Origin of the sequence: Streptococcus infantis, assembly GCF_047460825.1 — a bacterium.
Taxonomy (GTDB): Bacteria; Bacillota; Bacilli; order Lactobacillales; family Streptococcaceae; genus Streptococcus; species Streptococcus infantis_V.
Genome location: NZ_JASHFO010000012.1, coordinates 19,867 through 42,454 on the forward strand (window position 1 = coordinate 19,867; position 22,588 = coordinate 42,454).

16 protein-coding genes and 1 pseudogene are annotated in these 22,588 nt (G+C 36.0%); 15 read left to right on the forward strand and 2 right to left on the reverse strand.

The genetic code is table 11. From position 1 onward, the window contains the following. Nucleotides 1–126 precede the first annotated feature (126 nt). From rexB to QM911_RS05135, 14 genes are all read left to right on the forward strand, one after another. On the forward strand, nt 127–3,378 hold the full coding sequence (gene rexB, locus QM911_RS05070) for an ATP-dependent nuclease subunit B (RefSeq protein WP_414313330.1): 3,252 nt from the start codon (nt 127–129) through the stop codon (nt 3,376–3,378). Beyond that, nucleotides 3,375–7,022: a helicase-exonuclease AddAB subunit AddA gene (addA, locus tag QM911_RS05075; protein WP_414313309.1), complete on the forward strand. Its 3,648-nt coding sequence runs from the start codon at nt 3,375–3,377 to the stop codon at nt 7,020–7,022. Before rexB ends, addA begins: the two co-directional genes overlap by 4 nt. A gap of 16 nt (nt 7,023–7,038) precedes the next feature. Then, the gene (locus tag QM911_RS05080) at nt 7,039–8,217 is read left to right on the forward strand and encodes a hypothetical protein (protein ID WP_414313310.1); all 1,179 of its coding nucleotides are present in this window, start codon (nt 7,039–7,041) and stop codon (nt 8,215–8,217) included. A 127-nt stretch (nt 8,218–8,344) separates the two neighbouring features. Beyond that, the gene (locus QM911_RS05085; RefSeq protein WP_049509707.1) at nt 8,345–8,842 is read left to right on the forward strand and encodes a YkgJ family cysteine cluster protein; all 498 of its coding nucleotides are present in this window, start codon (nt 8,345–8,347) and stop codon (nt 8,840–8,842) included. Nucleotides 8,843–9,065: 223 nt separating this feature from the next. Further along, on the forward strand, nt 9,066–10,109 hold the full coding sequence (locus QM911_RS05090; protein ID WP_373115161.1) for a glycosyltransferase: 1,044 nt from the start codon (nt 9,066–9,068) through the stop codon (nt 10,107–10,109). Continuing rightward, on the forward strand, nt 10,106–11,017 hold the full coding sequence (locus QM911_RS05095) for a phosphodiester glycosidase family protein (RefSeq protein WP_373115159.1): 912 nt from the start codon (nt 10,106–10,108) through the stop codon (nt 11,015–11,017). Before QM911_RS05090 ends, QM911_RS05095 begins: the two co-directional genes overlap by 4 nt. Then, entirely contained in the window at nt 10,998–11,444 is a 447-nt protein-coding gene (locus QM911_RS05100; RefSeq protein WP_414313311.1) for a hypothetical protein, read from the forward strand. The genes QM911_RS05095 and QM911_RS05100 overlap by 20 nt, the downstream gene beginning before the upstream one ends. Before the next feature lie 214 nt (nt 11,445–11,658). After that, the gene (locus tag QM911_RS05105) at nt 11,659–13,494 is read left to right on the forward strand and encodes a glucosaminidase domain-containing protein (RefSeq protein WP_414313312.1); all 1,836 of its coding nucleotides are present in this window, start codon (nt 11,659–11,661) and stop codon (nt 13,492–13,494) included. Between the two features lie 66 nt (nt 13,495–13,560). Continuing rightward, nucleotides 13,561–13,740 (forward strand): hypothetical protein, encoded by a 180-nt coding sequence (locus QM911_RS05110; RefSeq protein ID WP_414313313.1) that lies wholly within the window; start codon nt 13,561–13,563, stop codon nt 13,738–13,740. A 330-nt stretch (nt 13,741–14,070) separates the two neighbouring features. After that, on the forward strand, nt 14,071–14,922 hold the full coding sequence (gene ylqF / locus QM911_RS05115; RefSeq protein WP_414313314.1) for a ribosome biogenesis GTPase YlqF: 852 nt from the start codon (nt 14,071–14,073) through the stop codon (nt 14,920–14,922). Continuing rightward, complete coding sequence (locus QM911_RS05120; RefSeq protein ID WP_414313315.1) at nt 14,909–15,691, forward strand: ribonuclease HII; 783 nt, start codon at nt 14,909–14,911, stop codon at nt 15,689–15,691. Before ylqF ends, QM911_RS05120 begins: the two co-directional genes overlap by 14 nt. An 11-nt stretch (nt 15,692–15,702) precedes the next feature. Next, nucleotides 15,703–17,253 (forward strand): chloride channel protein, encoded by a 1,551-nt coding sequence (locus tag QM911_RS05125; RefSeq protein WP_414313316.1) that lies wholly within the window; start codon nt 15,703–15,705, stop codon nt 17,251–17,253. A gap of 657 nt (nt 17,254–17,910) precedes the next feature. Continuing rightward, a complete protein-coding gene (dgt, locus tag QM911_RS05130) occupies nt 17,911–19,455 on the forward strand; it encodes a dGTP triphosphohydrolase (protein ID WP_414313317.1) in 1,545 nt (514 codons plus the stop codon). Nucleotides 19,456–19,459: 4 nt separating this feature from the next. Then, nucleotides 19,460–20,185 (forward strand): nucleotidyltransferase domain-containing protein, encoded by a 726-nt coding sequence (locus QM911_RS05135; RefSeq protein ID WP_414313318.1) that lies wholly within the window; start codon nt 19,460–19,462, stop codon nt 20,183–20,185. Nucleotides 20,186–20,273: 88 nt separating this feature from the next. On the opposite strand, the pseudogene QM911_RS05140 reads toward QM911_RS05135, so the two are convergent. Continuing rightward, nucleotides 20,274–20,513 (reverse strand): annotated as a pseudogene (locus QM911_RS05140) (transposase); the annotation flags it as partial. 207 nt (nt 20,514–20,720) lie between these two features. On the opposite strand from QM911_RS05140, the gene xerS reads away from it, so the two are divergent. Next, a complete protein-coding gene (xerS, locus tag QM911_RS05145; protein WP_414313319.1) occupies nt 20,721–21,791 on the forward strand; it encodes a tyrosine recombinase XerS in 1,071 nt (356 codons plus the stop codon). A gap of 87 nt (nt 21,792–21,878) precedes the next feature. Here xerS and QM911_RS05150 read toward each other — a convergent pair whose 3' ends face one another. Continuing rightward, nucleotides 21,879–22,520, reverse strand: coding sequence for a hypothetical protein (locus QM911_RS05150; protein ID WP_414313320.1), 642 nt, complete (start codon nt 22,518–22,520; stop codon nt 21,879–21,881). Nucleotides 22,521–22,588: the final 68 nt, after the last annotated feature.

Consider the following 22,588-nt stretch of genomic DNA (forward strand, 5'->3'; position numbering starts at 1 on the left):
ATCGATCAATGCCGGAAATTTCTGGCATTTTACTTTTTATCAGTAGTTTAAGAACTCTCTATTTATAGGATTAGCAGTCAAAAAATGGTATAATGAAAGGTAATGAAAAAATCAAATGAGGCAGAGATGAAACTACTTTATACCGACATTCGGACTTCTTTGACAGAAATCCTGACCAAGGAGGCTCAAGGACTGGTTGCCCAAGGCAAACGAGTCTTTTACATAGCTCCTAACTCTCTTTCTTTTGAAAAGGAACGTGCCGTGCTGGAGTGCTTGAGTCAGCAGGCTTCTTTTGCGATCACAGTCACGCGCTTTGCTCAAATGGCTCGTTATCTGGTTTTAAACGATATACCCGCGAAGTCAAGTCTCGATGATATTGGTCTGGGCATGGTTTTCTATAAATGTTTGTCTGAGATAGACGCTAAGGATTTGCGTGTTTACGGGGCTATTAAGCAAGATCCGCAATTCATCCAACAACTGATTGAGATTTATCATGAAATGACAACCGCGAAGATGAGCTTTTTGGATTTAGAAAGTCTATCTGACGCTGATAAACGTTCTGATTTACTCTTGATTTTTGAAAAGGTAACAGCTTATCTGAATCAAGGTCAAGTTTCGCAAGGGAGTCAATTATCATATCTGATCAATGCTATCGAAGAAAATAAAGTAAGTAGTGATTTTAGTCAGATTGCCCTAGTCATTGATGGTTTTACCCGATTTTCTGCAGAAGAAGAACACCTAGTGGATCTACTTTATCGTAAGGGTGTTGAAATTGTTATCGGGGCTTATGCGACTAAAAAAGCTTATACAAGTCCATTTACTGAAGGGAATCTCTATCAAGCTAGTGTTGAGTTTTTGCATCATTTAGCCTTTAAATATCAAACCAAGGCAGAAAATGCTTGTCATGGCCATGAGAAACTTGATGCCTTTGCCAAGGCCTCAAGATTACTCGAAAGTGCTTATGATTATTCCGAAATTAATTTAGACGTGAATGACGAAGATAGAAAAGACTTGCAAATCTGGTCTTGTCTGACACAAAAAGAAGAGCTGGATTTAGTTGCTCGTAGTATTCGCCAGAAATTGCACCAAGAGCCAAAACTTAGCTATAAGAATTTTCGAATCCTACTTGGTGACGTAGAGTCCTATAAACTGTCCTTGCAGACAATTTTTAATCAATATCAGATTCCTTTTTATTTGGGCAAGAGTGAGTCTATGGCTCATCATCCTCTAACTCAATTTGTTGAATCCATCGGGCGTTTGAAACGATACAATTTCCGTCAAGAAGATTTGATTAATCTCTTACGCACTGGCTTGTATACTGACCTTAATCAAGAGGAAATTGATAGCTTTGAACAATATCTTCGTTATCTAGGTATTGATGGTCTTTCTAGTTTTAAACAAGAATTCACAAAAAATCATCATGGGAAATTTGATTTAGAAAAATTAAATAAGCTTCGTGTTCGTGTTCTAAATCCACTAGAAACTTTATTATCTAGTCGTAAGCAAAAAGCTGAAAATATCCTTGCAAAATGGAAGAACTTTTTGAAGGATTCTTTTGTGACCAAGCAATTGCAAACCTTATCTGCAACAATGGAAGTGGCAGAACAAGAAAGACAAGAGGAGGTCTGGAAAGCATTTTGCCACGTAATGGAGCAATTTGCAACCGTGTTTGAAGGTTCCCAAGTCACTTTAGATGATTTCTTGGCACTTCTTCATTCAGGTATGAGCTTGTCAAATTACCGTACAATTCCAGCAACGGTAGATACTGTCCTGGTGCAGAGTTATGATTTGATTGCACCCTTGACATCTGAGTACATCTATGCACTTGGCTTAACTCAAGAACACTTGCCAAAAATTGCTCAAAACACCAGTTTGTTGAGCGATGAAGAAAGGGAAGTACTGAACCAAGCAACCCAAGAAAGTTCTCAATTACTGATTACAAGTCAAGAAAACCTTAAGAAGAACCGCTATACCATGCTTTCTTTGGTCAACTCTGCTAAGAAGCAATTAGTCTTATCAGCACCAAGTTTACTCAATGAAAATGAGAGTAAAGAGTCAGTTTATCTGAAAGAATTGCAGGACTTTGGTTTTAGCAAGGTTGAAAAGAGAATTGATCGAAAAAATCTATCGAAAGATGACATTGGTTCTTATCACAGTCTTTTGTCTAGTCTGGTTGCCTATCATCAGCAAGGTGAGAGGGAGACAAGTGACCAAGACTTAACTTTTGTAAAAGTTCTGGCTCGTGTGATGGGTAAAAAGTTGGAAGGCAAAGGTTTGGAAAATCCCATCTTACCAACAAGTCCGAAAAGCAAGGCTTTAGATTCTGAAACTTTGAAAGCCTTGTATCCTGAAGATCAAGATTTCTATCTATCTACTTCTGGACTAACGGAGTTTTACCGTAATGAATACAGTTATTACCTTCGTTATGTCTTAGGCTTGCAAGAAGAATTGCGTTTACGACCTGATGCTCGAAGTCATGGCAATTTCTTGCATCGGATCTTTGAACGTGTATTGAGACTTCCGAGTGATGAATCCTTTGATCATCGTTTAGAACAAGCAATCTCTGAAACCAGTCAAGAGCGAGAATTTCAAGCCATTTATCAAGAAAGTTTAGAAGCTCAATTCACCAAGGAAGTTCTTTTGGATGTTGCGCGTGCAACTGGACATATTCTTCGACATAATGCGGATGTTGAAACGATTCAGGAAGAGGCAGTCTTTGGTGGCAAGGAACAAGCCTTTATTCAGCTAGATAATGGTCGAAATCTCTATGTTCGTGGTAAGGTTGATCGAATTGACCGTTTGAAAACTTCTGATGCTATCGGTGTTGTAGATTATAAGTCTTCTTTGACTCAGTTCAAGTTTCCTCTCTTTTATAACGGTCTTAATTCGCAATTACCAACCTATCTAGCTGCCCTCAAGCAAGAAGGGAATAGAGACTTCTTTGGTGCTATGTACCTAGAAATGGCTGAACCAATTCAGTCATTGCAAACTGCAAAAACTCTTTCTAAAGCAGTAGCAGAAACGAATAAGACTATGAAATACCAAGGCCTCTTTCTTGAAAAAGAGATAAAAAACCTTGGAGAGTTTTACAATAAAAATAAGACTTATCAGTTGTCAGATGAGGAATTCCAGTTGTTATTGGATTATAATGCCCTTCTCTACAAAAAAGCGGCAGAGAAGATTTTATCTGGTGAATTTGCGATCAACCCTTATACAGAAAACGGTAGAAGCATTGCACCCTATGTTCAACAATATCAAGCTATTACAGGTTTCGAAGCCAATTACCATCTAGGTCAGGCGAGATTTTTAGAGAAAGTTGCCAAGAGCAATGCCAAGGAAGCTTGGTTTAATAAAATCAGAGAGGAGTTGGAGCGATGAAATTTTTATCTCAAGAAGAGATTACAGCCTTGCAAGTAGCAGAAGCTCAGTCTAACAAGAAACCTAAGAAAACAGCTGAACAAATTCAAGCTATCTACAGTTCTGGTAAAAACATTCTGGTCTCAGCTTCAGCTGGTTCAGGGAAGACTTTCGTCATGGCTGAACGAATCCTTGACCAACTAGCGCGTGGTGTTGAGATTCGCCAACTCTTTATCTCAACCTTTACAGTCAAGGCAGCAACCGAGTTAAAAGAACGCTTGGAAAAGAAAATCAGCCAACAAATCCAAAAAACGCAAGATCTTGAACTAAAAAAACACCTCGGCAGACAATTAGCTGATTTACCCAATGCTGCGATTGGGACTATGGACTCTTTTACGCAAAAATTCCTGACCAAGCATGGTTATCTCCTTGACCTCTCTCCAAATTTTCGTATTCTTCAGAATGAAAGTGAGCAACTTCTCTTAAAAAATGAGGTCTTTCGTCAAGTTTTTGAAAGTCATTACCAAGACAAGGAGAAAGATAATTTTAGTCGATTGGTCAAGAACTTTGCTGGTAGGAGTAAAGATGCGCGTGGACTACGTAAACAGGTCTATATGATTTATGACTTTTTGCAGTCCACTAGCAATCCTCAGGCTTGGCTAGAGGAATCTTTCCTAAAAGGTTTTGAAAAGGCTGATTTTACAGTTGCTAAAGAAAACATTGTAGACGATATAAAGGAGAAACTCTGGGATTTAGAAAGCTTTTTCCGTTACCATTTGGATAATGATGCCAAGGAATTTGGTAAAGCAGCTTATTTAGAGTCTGTTCAACAAGTACTTGATGAAATCAGCTCTTTAACTCATGAATCTACTTTTGAACAATACCAAGAAGTTTTAGAGCGAGTTGTAAATATTTCTAAAGCTAAGAATGGTAAAGCTCTCACAAATGCCAGTCGCAAGGCCGAACTGCAAGACTTGAAAGAAGCATACAACCAAGAGAGAAAATCAAAATTTGAAAAGCTGATTGCACTCAATGATCAAATCACTTTACTAAAATTCCAAGAAAATTATCATCAAGAGTCCTGGGACTTGGCAAAGACTTTCCAAGTCTTCATGAGAGATTTTGTTTATGCCTATCGACAACGAAAACGCGAAGAAAATGCCTTCGAATTTGCTGATATTAGCCACTATACCATTGAGATTCTGGAAAACTTCCCTCAGGTTAGACAAGAGTATCAGGAACGCTTCCATGAAGTCATGGTCGATGAATATCAGGATACCAATCACATCCAGGAAAGAATGCTAGAACTCCTCTCAAACGGTCATAATCGTTTTATGGTGGGTGACATTAAGCAGTCTATTTATCGTTTTAGACAGGCAGATCCCCAAATTTTCAACGAAAAATTTCATAGATTTGCTCAAGATGACAAAGAAGGTCAGTTAATTCTGCTTAAGGAAAACTTCCGGAGCAGTTCAGAGGTTCTTGACGCTACAAATGATGTCTTTAAACACCTCATGGATGAGGAAGTTGGAGAGATATCTTATGACGGTATGCATCAACTTGTTTTTGGGAATACTGATATTCAATCAAATCCAGAAAACAAGGCAGAAGTTCTCTTGTACGATAAGGATGATGATAGCGATTCTGATGATGAGGAGGAACTTGCAACCAACAAACTGACTGGTGAAATGCGGATGGTGCTTAAGGAGATAATTCACCTTCATAATGATAAGGGTGTACCTTTCAAGGACATGGCTCTCTTAACTGCTAGTCGAAGTCGTAATGATCAAGTTCTGCTCGCCTTGTCTGAATATGGTATTCCTGTCAAGACAGACGGTGCTCAAGCAAACTATTTGCAATCCCTAGAAGTCCAGGTGATGTTGGATACTCTTCGTGTCATCCACAACCCTCTTCAAGACTTTGCTTTGGTTGCTCTAATGAAATCTCCGATGTTTAGCTTTGATGAGGATGAATTGGCTCGTCTCGCTCTCCAAAAATCTGAAGATAAAGCTCAAGAGAACTTTTATGAGAAATTAGTCAACGCTCAAGCGAAAACTAGTCTTCATAAGGATTTAATTAAGACTGAATTACACAAAAAGTTAGACTTTTTCATGGAAACCATCCAGGCTTGGCGCTTGTATTCCAAAACACATTCTCTTTATGACCTCATTTGGAAAATCTATAGCGACCGCTTTTACTATGACTATGTCGGTGCGTTGCCAAATGGACAGGCCAGACAGGCAAATCTCTACGCCCTTGCTCTAAGAGCAGATCAGTTTGAAAAGAGTAATTACAAGGGATTATCCCGTTTTATTCGAATGATTGACCAAGTCTTGGAAGCCCAGCATGATCTTGCCAATGTCGCTGTGGCACCACCTAAGGATGCTGTAGAACTTATGAGTATTCATAAAAGTAAGGGCCTTGAGTTTCCTTATGTCTTTATCCTTAATATTGATCAGCAATTTAATAAGCAAGATTCCATGTCTGAAGTTATCCTAAGTCGTAAAAATGGCCTTGGGCTCAAGTATGTTGCTAGAGTAGCTACAAATGCCAAAGAGGAATACGTTCCATCTACGATTAAATTATCTATCCCTAGCTTGACCTATACGCAAAACGAAGAAGAACTTCAGTTAGCAAGCTATTCTGAGTTGATGCGTTTGCTTTATGTAGCCATGACGCGTGCTGAGAAAAAAATCTATCTAGTCGGAAAAGGATCTCGTGAAAAATTAGAAGCTAAAGAATATCCGACAAATGGAAAAGGTCTTTTGACTCGAGAAACTAGACTAGATGCTAGTAATTTCCAGGACTGGATTTGGGCGATTTACCAAGCATTTACGAAAGAGGATTTGCACTTCACTGTACGTTTTGAGGGTAAAGAAGACTTAACCAAGGAAGCTATCGGAGTCTTGGAAAATAAAAGCCAGCTCCAAGACCAATCCCAAGCAGATAACCGTCAATCTGATACCATTAAGGAAGCTTTAGAAATGCTGAAAGAAGTGGAAGTCTATAATCAAGTCCACCGAGCAGCAATTAATCTTCCAAGTGTTCAAACGCCAAGTCAGATTAAAAAATTCTATGAACCCGTCATGGATATGGAAGGCGTAGTAGTGGCTGGTCAAAGTCAACTAAAAGAAAGCACTGTTCAATTCAACCTTCCTGATTTCTCTAAAACTAAGAAAGTTACTGGTGCTGAAATTGGTAGTGCTACCCATGAACTCATGCAACGAATCAATCTCGATAAAAAACCTACTTTGGAAAACCTGACAGAAGCCTTGGAGCAAGTTCAGGCTAGTACAGCTGTTAAAGATAAAGTTAATCTAGAAAAAATCTTGTCCTTCTTTGATACAGTTCTAGGTCAAGAGATTCTTGCAAATCAAGATAAACTCTATCGAGAACAACCTTTCGCAATGTTAAAAAGAGACGAGAAAAGTCAAGAAAACTTTGTTGTCCGTGGAATCTTAGATGGGTATCTCCTCTACAATGATAAGATTGCTCTCTTTGACTACAAGACAGACCGTTATGAGCATGCTAGTCAGCTTGTTGAACGCTATCGAGGACAATTAGATCTCTATGCAGAGGCTCTATCTCGCTCTTATCAGATAGAAACAGTTGAGAAATATTTGATTCTACTTGGTAAAGACCAAGTAGAAGTCGTTAAACTCTAAAAAGAAAGGAGACCTCATGTCCATTCCTGTTAGAAAAAACTTATATGATGCAGTTTTAGAGGCATCTAAAGACGATACTTGGGAACAAGCTACCAAAGAATGGAGTGAAGTTTCCTTGATTTTTAATGGAATCGGTCGAAGCAATTGTGTCTGCGGTAATGCTATTAAGTATGCTTATGAACTTTTTAACGGAGTTACTGGCAAACGTCTCTTTCCCATTGGGAGTGACTGTGTGCGTCATTTCCAAAGAATTAGCCTAGATCAACAGCTAGAAGAGGAGGAAAAACTTCTCAGAAAGCTTGAAAATCTAACCAGAAAGGCCCAGAAAAAAGAAGCCATTCGAGTTAATAAAACAGATTTTGATGAGCGACTGATCAACTGGCTATGGGAAAAGGGAGCTTTTAAGTCAAATCGAGGTAATCAATTCTCACCAGAAAAGGATTATCAACTCTTTTTGGAGGTATTTCAAGGTGGAAGTTGGACTAAGGCAGAGCCTTTGAAGAAAGCTCGTATGGAAGAAGTCCTTGAGAAATTTATCAAACCCTTTCTACTTGGAAAATCTGACGATCAACTCTATCTTGTTAAACTGGGAAAAGAAAAAATTGACTATGAGCAAGAACTTCGCATCAAAGCTGAAAAGGAACGAAAGAAGCGAGACAAGATTGCAAAACAATATGCGGATAACCTGGTTCTAGCAATGGGACCAGCTGAACGTGCCTATCAAGATTACTTTGGACTGAGCGAAACACTGACTCTAGAAGAACGCCAGTGGGAAAAGATTCTCTTCGGTAAAAATCGGACAGAACGTTCTATAAAATCAAAACAGTATCAAAGAGAACTTGAAAAGGATCAACGCATTGCTAGTCAAGACCCTCTTGAAAGAAAACAAAAGCAAGTATGGTTGTTAAACTCTTATTTTCAAGATATACCCGAAGAAAAAGCTCGATTTTCTAGACTTCTAATCATGTATCGAAAAACCGGAGAAATTCCATTTTCAAGAGAATATCTATCTAATAATCTATTTGATTTTTTCTACAAAATGAAGGCTTTTGAGTTTGAAATAGCACCCGACCAGGTACGTGATTTTTTAAAGGAGTCTTTAAATGCAGAAAACCTATCGTCTGCTCAAAAATCTTGGATAGAAGGCATTTTAACCAACTGCATCAAACCTTTTTTAGAAAGAATGATAGTATAGCAGTAGTTTTCGTTCTGCATGGATAGACTCATTATTGTTAAAATTAGTCTTAAGAGTATTATACATAATTTATTTTATGTATAAACTTAAAATATTTGTATCAACATTAAAAAAATAGAAAGAAACTATGTCAAAAGAAATCGATATCGAATATTATCACCAACTAGCCTTGCAAAAACAAAAAGAGCATCGGAAGTTTTTAGGAAATCTGAAAAAGAAAGCACCTAAGAATTTGGATAAAATTGCCCTTGAAATCCATCAAGAAGTTTTTACTGAAATTGATTGTACAGCCTGCGCTAACTGTTGCAAGAGTCTTGGTCCAGACTTCAAAGAAGCAGATATCACACGTATCGCAAAATACTTTAAAATGAAATTGCCAGCCTTTGAAGCTGAGTTTTTGCAAGTAGATGAAGATGGAGATAAGGTCTTCAAATCTATGCCCTGTCCATTTTTAGGAGGCGATAATCTTTGTTCCATCTACGATGTCCGTCCCAAAGCCTGTCGTGAATTTCCACATACTGACCGTAAGAAGATTTACCAAATCAATAATCTTACTATTAAAAATACTCTAACCTGCCCCGCAGCCTATCTCTTTGTTGAAAGATTAAGAGAGAAGATAGATTAAGAACTCTCGTTTTGTGATAAGATTCATCCTCAAATACAGTTACTATTTGAGGTTTTTTGTATATTTATTTTTATCTGAAAATTCAAACCATATTTCTTATTAAGTGATAAGTCTTTTTTTAAGCTTGAATTTTTTTAAACCGAATCTTAAAGAAAACTGATATAAGGTATCTTTAAGCGATGTTCTGTATAGTTATACCATCATCAAAGAAAGAGGTATCGATATGAACTACATAGTCATTCCAGCTTATCAACCAGATAATAAACTTATCAAACTCATCGAAAAAATTCACGAAAAGAGTGATTTTCATATCTTAGTCATAGACGACGGCAGTTCATCAGAGTGCCAAAAAATCTTTGACAAAGCAGAACAATATGCAACTGTCATCCGTCACCAAGTGAACCAAGGTAAAGGGCAGGCTCTAAAAACAGCCTTTACTTATATCCAAGAACAAAACATTTATGGTACGGTTGTCACAGCAGATGCGGATGGACAGCACAAGGTATGGGATATTTTCCGCACGGCTAATAAAGCTTCCGAAAATCCAAACAAGCTAATCTTGGGTGTACGTGCCTTTTCAGGAAAAGTTCCCCTTCGTAGCCGTTTTGGTAACAGCTTAACCAAAGCTCTCTTTAAACTTCAAACTGGAGTAGGAGTAACAGATACACAGACAGGTCTTCGTGCTTTTACTACAAACTTGATACCGTTTATGCTTAAGATTGAAGGCCAGCGTTACGAATATGAAATGAATATGTTGCTCGAAGCAACGAAAGAATATGAGATCGTAGAAGTTCCTATTGAAACTGTCTATATTAATGACAATGAGGCTTCACACTTCCGCCCAATCCAAGACGGGCTCATGATTTATAAAAATATCTTTAAATTTGCCTTATCATCTCTCAGTAGCTTTGTTGTAGACTATGTCGTTTACGCCCTAGCAATCTTGATTTTGCCGACAGTTCCGACGAGTTTACGTATCTTTCTAGCAAACGGAGTCGCTCGTGTGACTAGCTCTATTTTCAACTATTCTACAAATAAAAAACTAGTCTTTAAAAATGATGATAGCCTTGTAAAAACAGGGATGGGATACTTTGGTCTAGCAGTCGGACTCTTTGTCTTAGACACGCTACTGATTCGTCTCTTCTTTACAGTCTTTGGTATCAACCTTCTGATCGCCAAAGTTATCGTCGGCATCCTTCTCTTCGCTGTCTCTTGGACAGTGCAGAAGAAATTCATCTTTAAGGAAAGGACATCAACTGTATTATGAAATTTTTAAAGAAACGCTATGCTTACGCCTCAGTTCTTGGCCTACTCTTGACAGGATCCTTTAGTTACTCAATGCTAAAGACCTTTGTCCTCGCTGAAACTATCTCGACAGTTGCCACAACTAGCACAAGTTCCAATGCTGCAGCAGCAAGTCAAGCTGCTAAGACAGCTACTGTCACTGACTCTAGTTATAAAGATGACAATATTTCCGTCAATTTGTCTGAAACGACGGTCAATAATACACAAGTCTACGTTGCTGATATTACTCTGAGCTCATCAGATTATCTGAAAACTGCCTTTGCTCAAAATGCTTATGGAACTAACGTAACTGCAAAAACCTCTGTAACCGCAGCTGACAACAATGCCATTTTAGCGGTAAACGGGGACTACTATGGTGCTAACTCTACAGGTTATGTTATCCGTAATGGCGTTGTCTATCGTGATACTGTTCGTGAAGATTCTAGTAACGGCGACTTAGCTATTTATAAAGACGGCTCTTTTAAGATTATTTACGAAGATCAGATCTCAGCTGAGCAACTAGTAAATGACGGTGTCGTCAATCTCTTGGCTTTTGGACCAGCCTTGGTCGAAAATGGTGAAATTGCAGTTGATACCAATACAGAAGTAGGACAGGCCATGGCATCAAATCCTCGTTCAGCGATTGGTATTATCGATGAAAATCACTATATTATTGTTGTTTCAGACGGACGTACATCAGAAAGTGAAGGACTCTCTCTTTATCAGCTAGCTGAGGTCATGAAATCTTATGGTGCAAAGACTGCCTACAATCTTGATGGTGGTGGATCATCTACACTTTACTTCAACGGTCAGGTTATCAATAAACCAACGACTGGTGGAAACAAAATTTCAGAAAGGGCGGTGAGTGATATTGTCTACATCGGTTACTAATCTTGGCAAAAAACGTTTTAAGAAAACAGTCATTTCTTACACACTAATCACTATTTTCTTCTTTGCATTTTCTAGAATTTATGAAGCTTTTAGTTTTGGAGAAACTTCTGTTTATATGCACTATTTATTTGCAGCACCTCTTGTAGGGGGGATTCTACTAGCAATCTTTCTCAAGGTTCTCCCTCATTTCTCTCGTATTAGTCTAAATCTATGGAATTCGGCAGTAGCAATTATTACAGCGGGTACACTTTTCCGAGGAATTGTCAATCTTTCAGGACGCTCTACAACCTTGGATACACCCTACTGGTATGTTGGGATTGGTTTTGCAATACTAGCGATCGTCACTATTTTCATCAATCCAAACCTTTGGAAGAATTCTACTAAAACAACCAAAACAAATCGCAAAGAAGTCTATGGTCAAGCATAATTTTATAAAAAAGTAGTCGTTCAGCTGATGTTCGACTACTTTTTATTGACTTTTATTTCTAAAATATTTTAAAAATATTACAAGTTCTTTTCTTCTGAAAGATACTACTTTTATATTTAACAGAATATTGTATAATATAGTGGATAATTACTGTTTTTTACACAATATATAGAAACATCAAATCCCCTATTTAGGTATTTGCAAGGAGAAAAGAATGAAAAAAATATTGCTGGCAAGTACAGTTGCCCTCTCTATGGCAGGTTTTGCAAAAACGACAGTCTATGCCGAGGATTCTCAAGCTACCAATAATGTTCAATCATCAGAAAAGATTGCTACCAATACAGTAAGCAATGAGAAGAAAAATCAAAGCGAAGCTGAAAAAGCAGCTTCTCAAACTCCAGAAACCAAAGAACAACCTTCAAAAGAAACAGTAGTAGAGGTAGTTAACAAAGAAGGTTGGCAAAAAGAAAATAACCAATGGCGTTATTATGAGGATAATCAGCCAGTTTCAAATTGGAAAAAAATAGCTGGTGTTTGGTATCGATTCGATGAAAATGGTCTCATGATCAGCAATGCTGTTTACGATGATTATCTGTTCAAAGCAAGTGGTGTCTTAGCTGAAAATAGCTGGGTAAAAATTGGTGATAAATGGTACTACGGCAATCAAGAAGGAAAAATCAATCGTGACAAGTGGGCAAAGATTGATGGCCTATGGTATCGATTTGATGAATCTGGTGCCATGCTAAGTAAAACCATTTATAATGACTACCTTCTCAAAACTAGTGGCGCTATGGCTGAAAAGGATTGGGTGCAGATGGATGAGAAGTGGTATTATGCTACTGATTCAGGAAAAGCTATCCGCGATAAATGGGAAAAAATCAATGGTTCATGGTACTCTTTTCATAAAGATGGTGACATGTTAAGTAGCCAATGGAAAGAGAAATACTATCTAAAAGATAGTGGGGCCATGGCCAAAAGTGAATGGATTTTCGATGAAAAATTCAAGAGCTGGTTCTATCTCAAATCAGACGGCACCTATGCCGAAAATCAATGGGTAGGTTCTTACTATCTCAAACCTTTTGGTTATATGGCTAAAAATGAATGGATTTTCGATACGGACTACAATGCTTGGTATTATCTAAAAGAAGACGGAGCTTATGTAACTGGTAACTTTACCATTAACGGGAAAGACTATACTTTCCAAAGCAATGGAAAATGGATTTCTGATACAGCAGCATACTATAAAGTAAAACCAATTACAGCAAATGTATATAGCGCTTCTGGTGAGAAACTTAGCTATATTTCACAAGGAAGTATTGTAGCGATTGATGGTGCAGAAGCCAAAGACGGTCGACTTCCAGTCAAAATTTCAGGCCTTTCAGGATACATGAACAAGAGTGATCTAGTAGCGGTCAGCTCTGATAGTGACTTTATTCCTCACTATGCCACTGATGGTAACTATCTCTACCACGAATTGTCACCATACGCAAGTATCCGTGTAGCACCTCATAGTTCATCAATGGCAATTGGAAAAAAATACTATTCAGCTGATGGTATGAACTTTGAAGACTTTACAGTTGAAAATCCTTTCTTATTTAGAGATTTAAGAAAACCAAGCAATTACACAGCTGAAGAATTAGATAAAGTCTATTCTCTTATGAATATCAAGGGAAGTCGTCTGGCAGGTAAGGGTGCAATCTTTAAAGAAGCTGAAGAACGCTATCAGATCAACGCTCTCTATCTAATCGCCCATAGTGCCCTTGAAAGTTCATGGGGACGTAGCCAAATTGCTAAGGATAAAAATAACTTCTTTGGTATCGCAGCTTACGATACAACACCATATGATTCAGCTAAAAGCTTTGACGATGTTGATAAGGGTATCTTAGGTGCGGCTAAGTGGATTCGCGAAAATTACATTGATAATGGCAGAACTTACCTAGGAAATAAATCATCAGGTATGAATGTCCTTTATGCTTCAGATCCATACTGGGGAGAAAAAATTGCAAGCATTATGATGTCAATTAACAGCAAGCTTGGTGAAAAAGACTAAAAATCATTAAAATCGATAACGACTGTATAGTGGTTATCGATTTTGCTTATCAAGAGAAACTTAAAAATGAACTTTATGAAACAGTGTTTCGAGAATACAAATAAAAGAGGAATCGATCAACGTGACTTAGGGATTGACGCATACGCTTATGATTATTCAGTAATCCCAGACTTACTTGATAATCTCAAAACCAATAATCAAATTATACTAGGTGGAGATGTTTTTGCTACAATAATGGCCAATTGACACATACTTATGATAATTGGTATTACGAAAAACAAGATCCAACTATTGATAGCAGGAAATCCATTTTCCAAACAGAAAAGTATATCAGCAACTATGTTAAAAATCATGGTGAACACTATTATTTTTCAATCGTTTTAGACAATGAGGAATTTCATTTGTGACTGATTCACTTAGAAAACATTTTATAATCGGCATTGAATCGAGCGTCAAATACGAGAAATCATGTTATAATAAAAGATAGTGATTAATTTTTAGAAAAAGGATATCTATTTAATTTTTTAATCTGGAAAAATAGATACAAATCTAATAAGAGAAAGGAATTGTACTCTCATGGCAACTATTCAATGGTTTCCTGGACACATGTCTAAGGCGCGTCGTCAGGTTCAGGAAAATTTAAAATTCGTTGATTTTGTGACAGTTTTAGTAGATGCACGTTTGCCCTTGTCTAGTCAAAATCCGATGCTGACGAAAATCATCGGAGATAAACCAAGACTATTGATTTTGAACAAGGCAGACCTAGCAGACCCAGCATTAACAAAAGAGTGGCGTCAACACTTTGAATCACAAGGCATTCAAACACTGGCAATCAATTCTAAAGAACAAATTACAGTAAAAGTTGTAACGGATGCTGCTAAGAAACTCATGGCAGATAAGATTGCTCGTCAAAAGGAACGTGGGATTCAAATCGAAACCTTACGTACCATGATAATCGGTATTCCAAACGCTGGTAAATCGACGCTAATGAACCGTTTGGCTGGTAAGAAAATTGCTGTAGTTGGTAACAAGCCAGGTGTGACAAAAGGCCAACAATGGCTCAAAACGAATAAAGACCTTGAAATTTTGGACACTCCAGGGATTCTCTGGCCAAAATTTGAAGATGAAACTGTTGCTCTTAAACTTTCCCTTACAGGAGCAATAAAGGATCAATTGCTTCCAATGGATGAAGTGACAATTTTCGGTCTTAATTATTTTAAAACACATTATCCTGATAAGCTTCAAGAACGTTTTAAACAAATGAATCTGGACGATGAAGCTCCTGAAATTATCATGGACATGACTCGTATCCTTGGTTTCCGTGATGATTATGATCGCTTTTACAATCTCTTCGTCAAAGAAGTTCGTGATGGAAAACTAGGTAACTATACATTAGATACATTGGAAGACCTCAATGGCAACGATTAAAGAAATAAAAGAAGAATTAGCAAAGATAACTGAACTTGAAAGTCCCTTGTTTAAGGAATTTGAAAAAGATTCTCGTTCAGGCGTTCAAAAGGAAATTGAAAAGCGCAAGAAAGCCATTCAAGCTGAAATTGATGAAAATCTGCGCCTAGAAGGCATGTTAGCTTACGAAAAAGATCTTTATGCACAAGAGATTAGCTTAATTGCAGGTGTAGATGAGGTTGGACGTGGCCCTTTAGCTGGTCCTGTTGTTGCTGCAGCAGTCATTCTTCCCAAAAATTGTAAGATTAAAGGCTTGAATGACAGTAAGAAGATTCCTAAGAAAAAACACGAGGAGATTTTTCAGGCCGTTAAGGACAATGCTCTAGCAATTGGTATTGGAATTATGGACAATCAAGTCATTGATCAGGTCAATATCTATGAAGCAACTAAACTAGCTATGAAAGAAGCTATTTCTCAGCTTGACCCTCAACCAGAACATCTTTTGATTGATGCTATGAAGTTGGATTTGCCGATTTCTCAGACATCCATCATCAAAGGAGATGCGAATTCCCTATCCATTGCAGCTGCATCCATCATTGCTAAGGTTACCAGAGATAAGATCATGGCAAACTATGATCAGGAGTTTCCAGGTTATGATTTTTCTCAAAATGCTGGTTATGGAACGGCTAAACATTTAGAAGGTATAGAAAAGCACGGTGTTACACCCATTCATCGCACAAGCTTTGAACCGATTAAAACGATCGTTTCAGAAGCTGAAAAAGATAATTAAAGGAGAAAATTATGGAGGAACAGTCGGAAACACTTAGTTCCAAGAAAGAATTTGCCTTTGCATCTAGTACAATTTTATCTCAAGTAGGGCGAGGTATCATTGTTGGATTAGTCGTGGGACTTATTGTAGGTTCTTTTCGATTTCTGATTGAAAAAGCCTTTCATATCCTTCAAGGGCTTTATCATGATCAAGAGAACCTGATACGAAATCTTTTGATTATTTCCCTACTTTATCTTGTTATTTGCTGGCTTAGTGCTAAATTAACACGCTCAGAAAAAGATATCAAAGGTTCTGGTATTCCACAAGTCGAAGCAGAGTTAAAAGGTCTCATGACACTCAACTGGTGGAGTGTGCTTTGGAAGAAATATATTCTAGGTATTTTAGCAATTGCTAGTGGACTCATGCTCGGTCGTGAAGGTCCAAGTATTCAACTAGGTGCTGTTGGAGGTAAAGGAATTGCTAAGTGGCTCAAGTCTAGCCCTGTCGAAGAACGTTCTTTAATCGCGAGTGGAGCTGCTGCTGGACTTGCTGCTGCCTTTAATGCGCCGATTGCAGGGTTATTATTTGTAGTAGAAGAAGTCTATCACCATTTTTCAAGATTTTTCTGGGTTTCTACCTTGGCAGCCAGTCTGGTAGCAAACTTCGTCTCTCTTCTCATCTTCGGCTTAACACCTGTTTTGGATATGCCGGATGATATCCCTCTTATGAGTCTTAGTCAATATTGGATTTATCTGGTGATGGGAATTTTTCTTGGGCTCTCAGGTTTTCTTTATGAAAAAGCCGTTTTGAATGTCGGAAAAGTTTATGATTGGATTGGCCAAAAGGTTCATATTGATAAAACTTATCATCCAATTTTTGCTTTTATCCTGATTATTCCTGTGGGAATATTCCTGCCACAGATACTTGGTGGAGGAAATCAGGTTGTCTTATCCTTAACAGAACAAGATTATAGCTTCCAAATTCTCTTACTTTACTTTATCATTCGCTTTATCTGGAGCATGATTAGTTACGGAAGTGGACTGCCAGGTGGAATTTTCCTACCTATTTTAGCACTAGGTTCTTTACTTGGTGCTCTAGTAGGTGTTATTTGTGTCAATCTTGGCCTTGTTAGCCAGCAGCAATTTCCTATTTTTGTAATTCTTGGAATGAGTGGTTATTTTGGGGCTATCTCAAAAGCACCTTTGACAGCTATGATTCTTGTGACAGAAATGGTTGGTGACATCCGAAATCTCATGCCTTTAGGAATGGTGACTCTAGTAGCTTACATCATCATGGATTTGCTCAAAGGGACACCTGTCTATGAAGCCATGTTGGAGAAAATGCTACCTGAATCAGCAACTGATGATGGAGAAGTTACACTGATAGAAATCCCGGTTTCAGACAAAATAGCTGGTAAGCAGGTACATGAACTCAATTTACCACATAACGTACTTATCACAACCCAGGTACATAACGGTAAAAGTAAAACAGTTAATGGATCTACAAGGATGTATCTAGGTGATATGATTCATCTCGTGATTCCAAAAAGCGAGATTGGGAAAGTGAAAGATTTATTGTTGTAGGATTGGTTGTTTACATAAATTTTATTACGTGAATTTTAAAATAAGGAAAAAAATTTTATAGTTAATTAGCAAATCATTAGCATAAAAGATAAAATTAAGCTAAATTTCAAGTTCAAGTTATCCAGAAAGAAGAAATTATCTAGGTGACTTGTAGTCCTAACACTTTTTAGGATAGTTGTCAATCCAATTTTCGATGTAGGCGACTTCTTTAGGAGTCGTTATAACGATTACTTTAAGTAGCTATTTGTGTGTCAATTTTTTAAAGAAGAACAGTTTTTTGGGAAACCATATGTGGGTATTTCTTAAAGCAGTTGTATTCCTTTAATTTTCAGGGATATTTGATAGTAAATTTTATGATAGAATTTTCATTACTTTTCATACACTCTTTATACATATAGTATGGTATAATAAAGTATCTCATAAGTTGGTACATTTCATATGAAACTGACCGTTTAAACTGTAAAGAATCTTTCATTTAAATATTAAATAGAATGAGTCAATTGTTGTGTACTGCATTTAAAAGTTAGATAAAAAAATACAATAAAATAACGTCTTCATATTTTATTAATTTATGACTAAATACTTACTTAATATTGTTTATTTTTAATTCCAACTAAAATATTTAGTTAATTTTTTTATATTTGTAAAGGAGATAATATGACCAAGTTAAATTGGGAACAACTTTTTTTTGATGTTAGAATTCGTGATCTTTATAATAATAATCATCATAATAATAAATTTTCCTCAAACATTGTTGATATACAGAATGAATTTGATAGAGACTATGCTAGAATTATATATTCTTCGTCGGTTAGACGACTTCAAGATAAAACTCAAGTTTTTCCACTACAGCAAAATGATTTTATTAGAACTAGGTTAACACATTCTTTAGAAGTATCTTCACTAAGTGAATCTATGGGGTGGCAAATAGCTCACATTTTACATACAAGAAATGTAGAAGGATTTGAAGATTTAAAACAACTAAAGCGTCTCCCTTCTCTATTGAAGGTCTCAGGATTATTACATGATTTAGGAAATCCTCCTTTTGGTCATTTTGGCGAATATGTTATCAAAAATTGGTTCTCAAATTTTTTTAATGAAGATTCAAAAGAAAATAATAAACTAAACTATAGTACTTTAAAATCAGAAAAAAATATGATAACAGAAGAGCAAAAATGTGATTTTAAATACTTTGATGGTAATGCACAAGGTATTAGAATTTTATCACGATTGCAGCTTTTGAATGATGAATTTGGAGCTAATTTAACTTTAGCAACTTTAGCAACACTTATGAAGTATCCATGGTCTTCTTCAAATGTAAAGTGCAAGGGTGAAAATAAAAATATAGGGAAAGAAAAGTTTGGATATATGTATTCTGAGAAAACAATTAATCAGTTTATACTTGAAAATATGATGAATAATAAAGAAGAAGTCAGACATCCAGCAACTTTTATTTTAGAAGCAGCAGATGATATCGCATATATTATGGCTGATTTAGAAGATAGTGTAAAAAAACGTTTAATCACTTGGAATGATATTTATAGTAAAGAATTCAAAAGTGTTATAGAAAATTCAATTTCTGAGTTAGCTAAACACTTTGATAAAATTGGTAGATTTAAATATCAGGAACGTTTTGATAATTTTTCTAATACAATCAACAAGCTTAGTAAAGATATTCCTGATTATGATTTAATTTGTTCCCAAAATTTAAAATCATTTTTACAATCAATAATGATTTATGTTGTAATTGATAGATTTACTGATGAAGTTTATGACCAAATAATGTCTGGTAATTTCAAAAATGAAGCGCTCCTTAATATTGAACCACTGGAAAATATATTAAAGCATATAAAAGATTTAATTTTTAAAAAAGCTTTCTCATCAGCTGAAGTTTTGGAATTAGAATTAGTTGGCGATACGGTAATTACTAAATTATTAGATTTATTTATCCCTGCTATATTAAAAATTTCATGTAAAAATTCTACTAAAACTAAAAAAGAAGAGAAGTTAGTAAGACTTATTTCGGATAATTTCCTCTATGTTCAGTGTTTACCTAAGTTATTAAATGATAAAGACTGGCGTCTACATATTAAAGAATTAACAGACTATGAAAAAATTCAAATCGTTGTTGACTATATTTCGGGAATGACAGATTCTTATGCTGTATCTTTACATAAAAAACTTATGAATGGTAGAATGTAATATCATGACAAATAAATTGAATTCAGATATTCAAATTAATATAAAAAAAGATTTAAAAAACTTAAATATCGCGCACTTTATTGAAAAATTGAACAAAGTGAGTGAAGTAATTATTTTTGGCGGATATATTAGAGATAAATATTTGCATGTTAAAGAACAATCTAGGGATATTGATATTGTAGTAATTTTAAAAGACAAAAAAGTAAGTTTATACGATATTATAAGAGAAGAAACAAATAAAAATATTCGTATTAATGCATTTGGCGGATATAAAATATTTTTTGAAAAAATAGAGGTAGATATTTGGGAATTAAAAGATACTTGGGCATTTAAACATAACCAACAACCTGTTAGAAATCCTAAATGGCGTGAACTAACAAATACTGTTTACACAAATATGGATTCAATAGCTTTTAATTATTCTACAGGAAGTCTAGAAATCTCTTCTGTTTTTAAAATAGATAAAACTCAAAAATATACATATGTAAAACACGTATCTAAAGTCAATCCAGATAAGGAACTTATTCTTGCTAAACTTTTAGTTTACAGAAAAAAATATGAAAACTATCTCCCTGAGTTTAAATTTGATAAATCAATCCAACAAGAATATATAAATTTAAGGAAGAATAATAATTTACAAATTCTATATGATAAGCAACTTAAAAAATATAAAAAAGAATATTTTACACTTTCTGAACTCAAAAAAATAGTTGATTCATTTGAATTCTAAATTATTGGCTCTTTTCTACCATTTGTCAAGTATATCAAGGGCCTTAAGTAAAAAGGCTCATTGTCAACTGTAGTGGGTTGAATAAAAACTAACATTTGGAGAGGACAATTGATGTCCTCTTCATTTTTATATTCAGAGCGATGAAAATTCTTTTCTTAAAGTTGTCAAAGTTCCTAAAACCAAAGGCATTACGCTTGATAAGTTAGATAAGATTATTCGTTGCTTCTAATTGGGCATTGGAGTAGGATAATTGAAGGGCGTTGACAATCTTTTCTTTATCCTTGAAGAAGGTTTTAAAGACAGTCTGAAAAAAATGGACCTGCTTTAGATAGATCCAGAAATAAGCGTTTTTTCTTAACACTCAAGCGTTATCATTTTTGTCAATCATTAACTAAGAGATTCTATTTATTAGATTTGTGATTGAATCTTGCATTCCAATATGTCCCCTATAACATCTTTCCGAAAAACTATAATTTTCTTGAAATATATATCTAGCTATGCTATACTACTAGTATAGAAAGATTTGGAGAAAAACATGAAACGCGAGATCTTATTAGAACGTATTGATAAACTTAAACAAGTCATGCCCTGGTATGTTCTGGAATACTATCAATCAAAATTGGCTGTTCCCTACAGTTTTACGACCTTGTACGAATATTTAAAGGAATACGATCGATTTTTCACCTGGGTTTTGGAATCTGGTATATCGGATGCTGATACTATGGCAAATATTCCTTTGGATGTTCTTGAGAACATGACCAAGAAAGACATGGAATCTTTTATTCTTTACTTACGGGAGCGTCCTTTGCTCAATGCTAATACGACAAAGAATGGTGTCTCCCAAACAACCATCAACCGTACTTTATCAGCGCTTTCTAGTCTTTATAAGTACTTGACTGAGGAGGTTGAAAACGAGCAAGGCGAACCATATTTCTACCGTAATGTTATGAAGAAAGTTGCTACCAAGAAAAAGAAAGAAACTTTGGCTGCTCGAGCCGAAAATATCAAGCAAAAGCTCTTTTTAGGAGATGAAACAGAGGGGTTTTTGAATTATATCGATGAGGAATACCCAAAAACTCTCTCAAATCGTGCCCTATCTTCCTTTAATAAGAATAAAGAGCGAGATTTAGCCATTATAGCACTCCTTCTCGCCTCTGGTGTCCGTCTCTCTGAAGCCGTTAACCTAGACCTTCGTGACCTCAATCTTAAGATGATGGTGATTGACGTCACTCGAAAAGGTGGAAAACGAGACTCTGTCAATGTTGCTGCCTTTGCGAAGCCTTATCTGGAGCAATATCTTGAAATTCGAGACAAACGTTACAAGACAGAAAAGACTGATACAGCCCTATTTCTGACCTTGTATCGAGGTGTTCCAAACCGAATTGATGCTTCTAGTGTTGAAAAGATGGTGGCTAAGTATTCGGAAGACTTCAAAGTTCGCGTGACACCCCATAAATTACGCCATACATTGGCAACGCGTCTATATGATGCAACCAAATCACAGGTTCTGGTCAGTCACCAGCTGGGACATGCCAGCACACAAGTTACCGACTTGTATACGCATATTGTTAATGATGAACAGAAAAATGCCCTGGATAGTTTGTGATATTACATAACGGAAATTATGTAAACTATTTTTATGTTAGAAAAAGAGCGTAGATTTTTATATGAAATCTTACGCTCTTTTATTATTCTATAAAAATTCAATCCAATAATTTCTGTGTGGCTCAATTATGACTGGCTTTCCCCAAAATGACTTTAGATAAGCCAGATTCACAGGACTGATCGGTCTGCTTTCACTATTGTAATTCTCAGCACTTTCCTTCGTTAAAAAACATTTAACAGCTTCATATGGCGTACCATCACTTGCTTTACGTTCAATACCCATATAAGCAATTTCATCACCTTTTTCAGGATTGTCAGTAAGAAGTTTTCCAATAAAGTAGACCGTTTTATCTTTCATTAACTCATAAGCTTTACTATTTTCAAGACGGTTATTGGCTGCAGCGTACATAATGCAAAAACTATCAACAATGTCTTTCATCGGCAGTAATTCTTCTTTGCTTACGATGATTTCCTCAGGAGCAAGACCTCCAATAATTAGGGCTTTAAAATGTGCTTGCTGAATAACATTGTCTAAGGCCATTCCCAGAGGGATTTGGACAGCTTGAAAACCTAAAGGCTCTAACTCTTGTCTTTTCTTATCGAAGTGTTCTTGTGTGATACTAATATTCAAATCGTAAGGATTTGTAGATTCTTGGTTTTTAAAAAAAGCTACCACAGTACGATCTAACTGTTCAAATAGTCCGAGATTTTCAATTGGAATCTTTATCATTATTTACTTTTTCCTAATTATTTTAAATTTCCACTATATTATACTCCCATCAAATTTTAATATCAAGT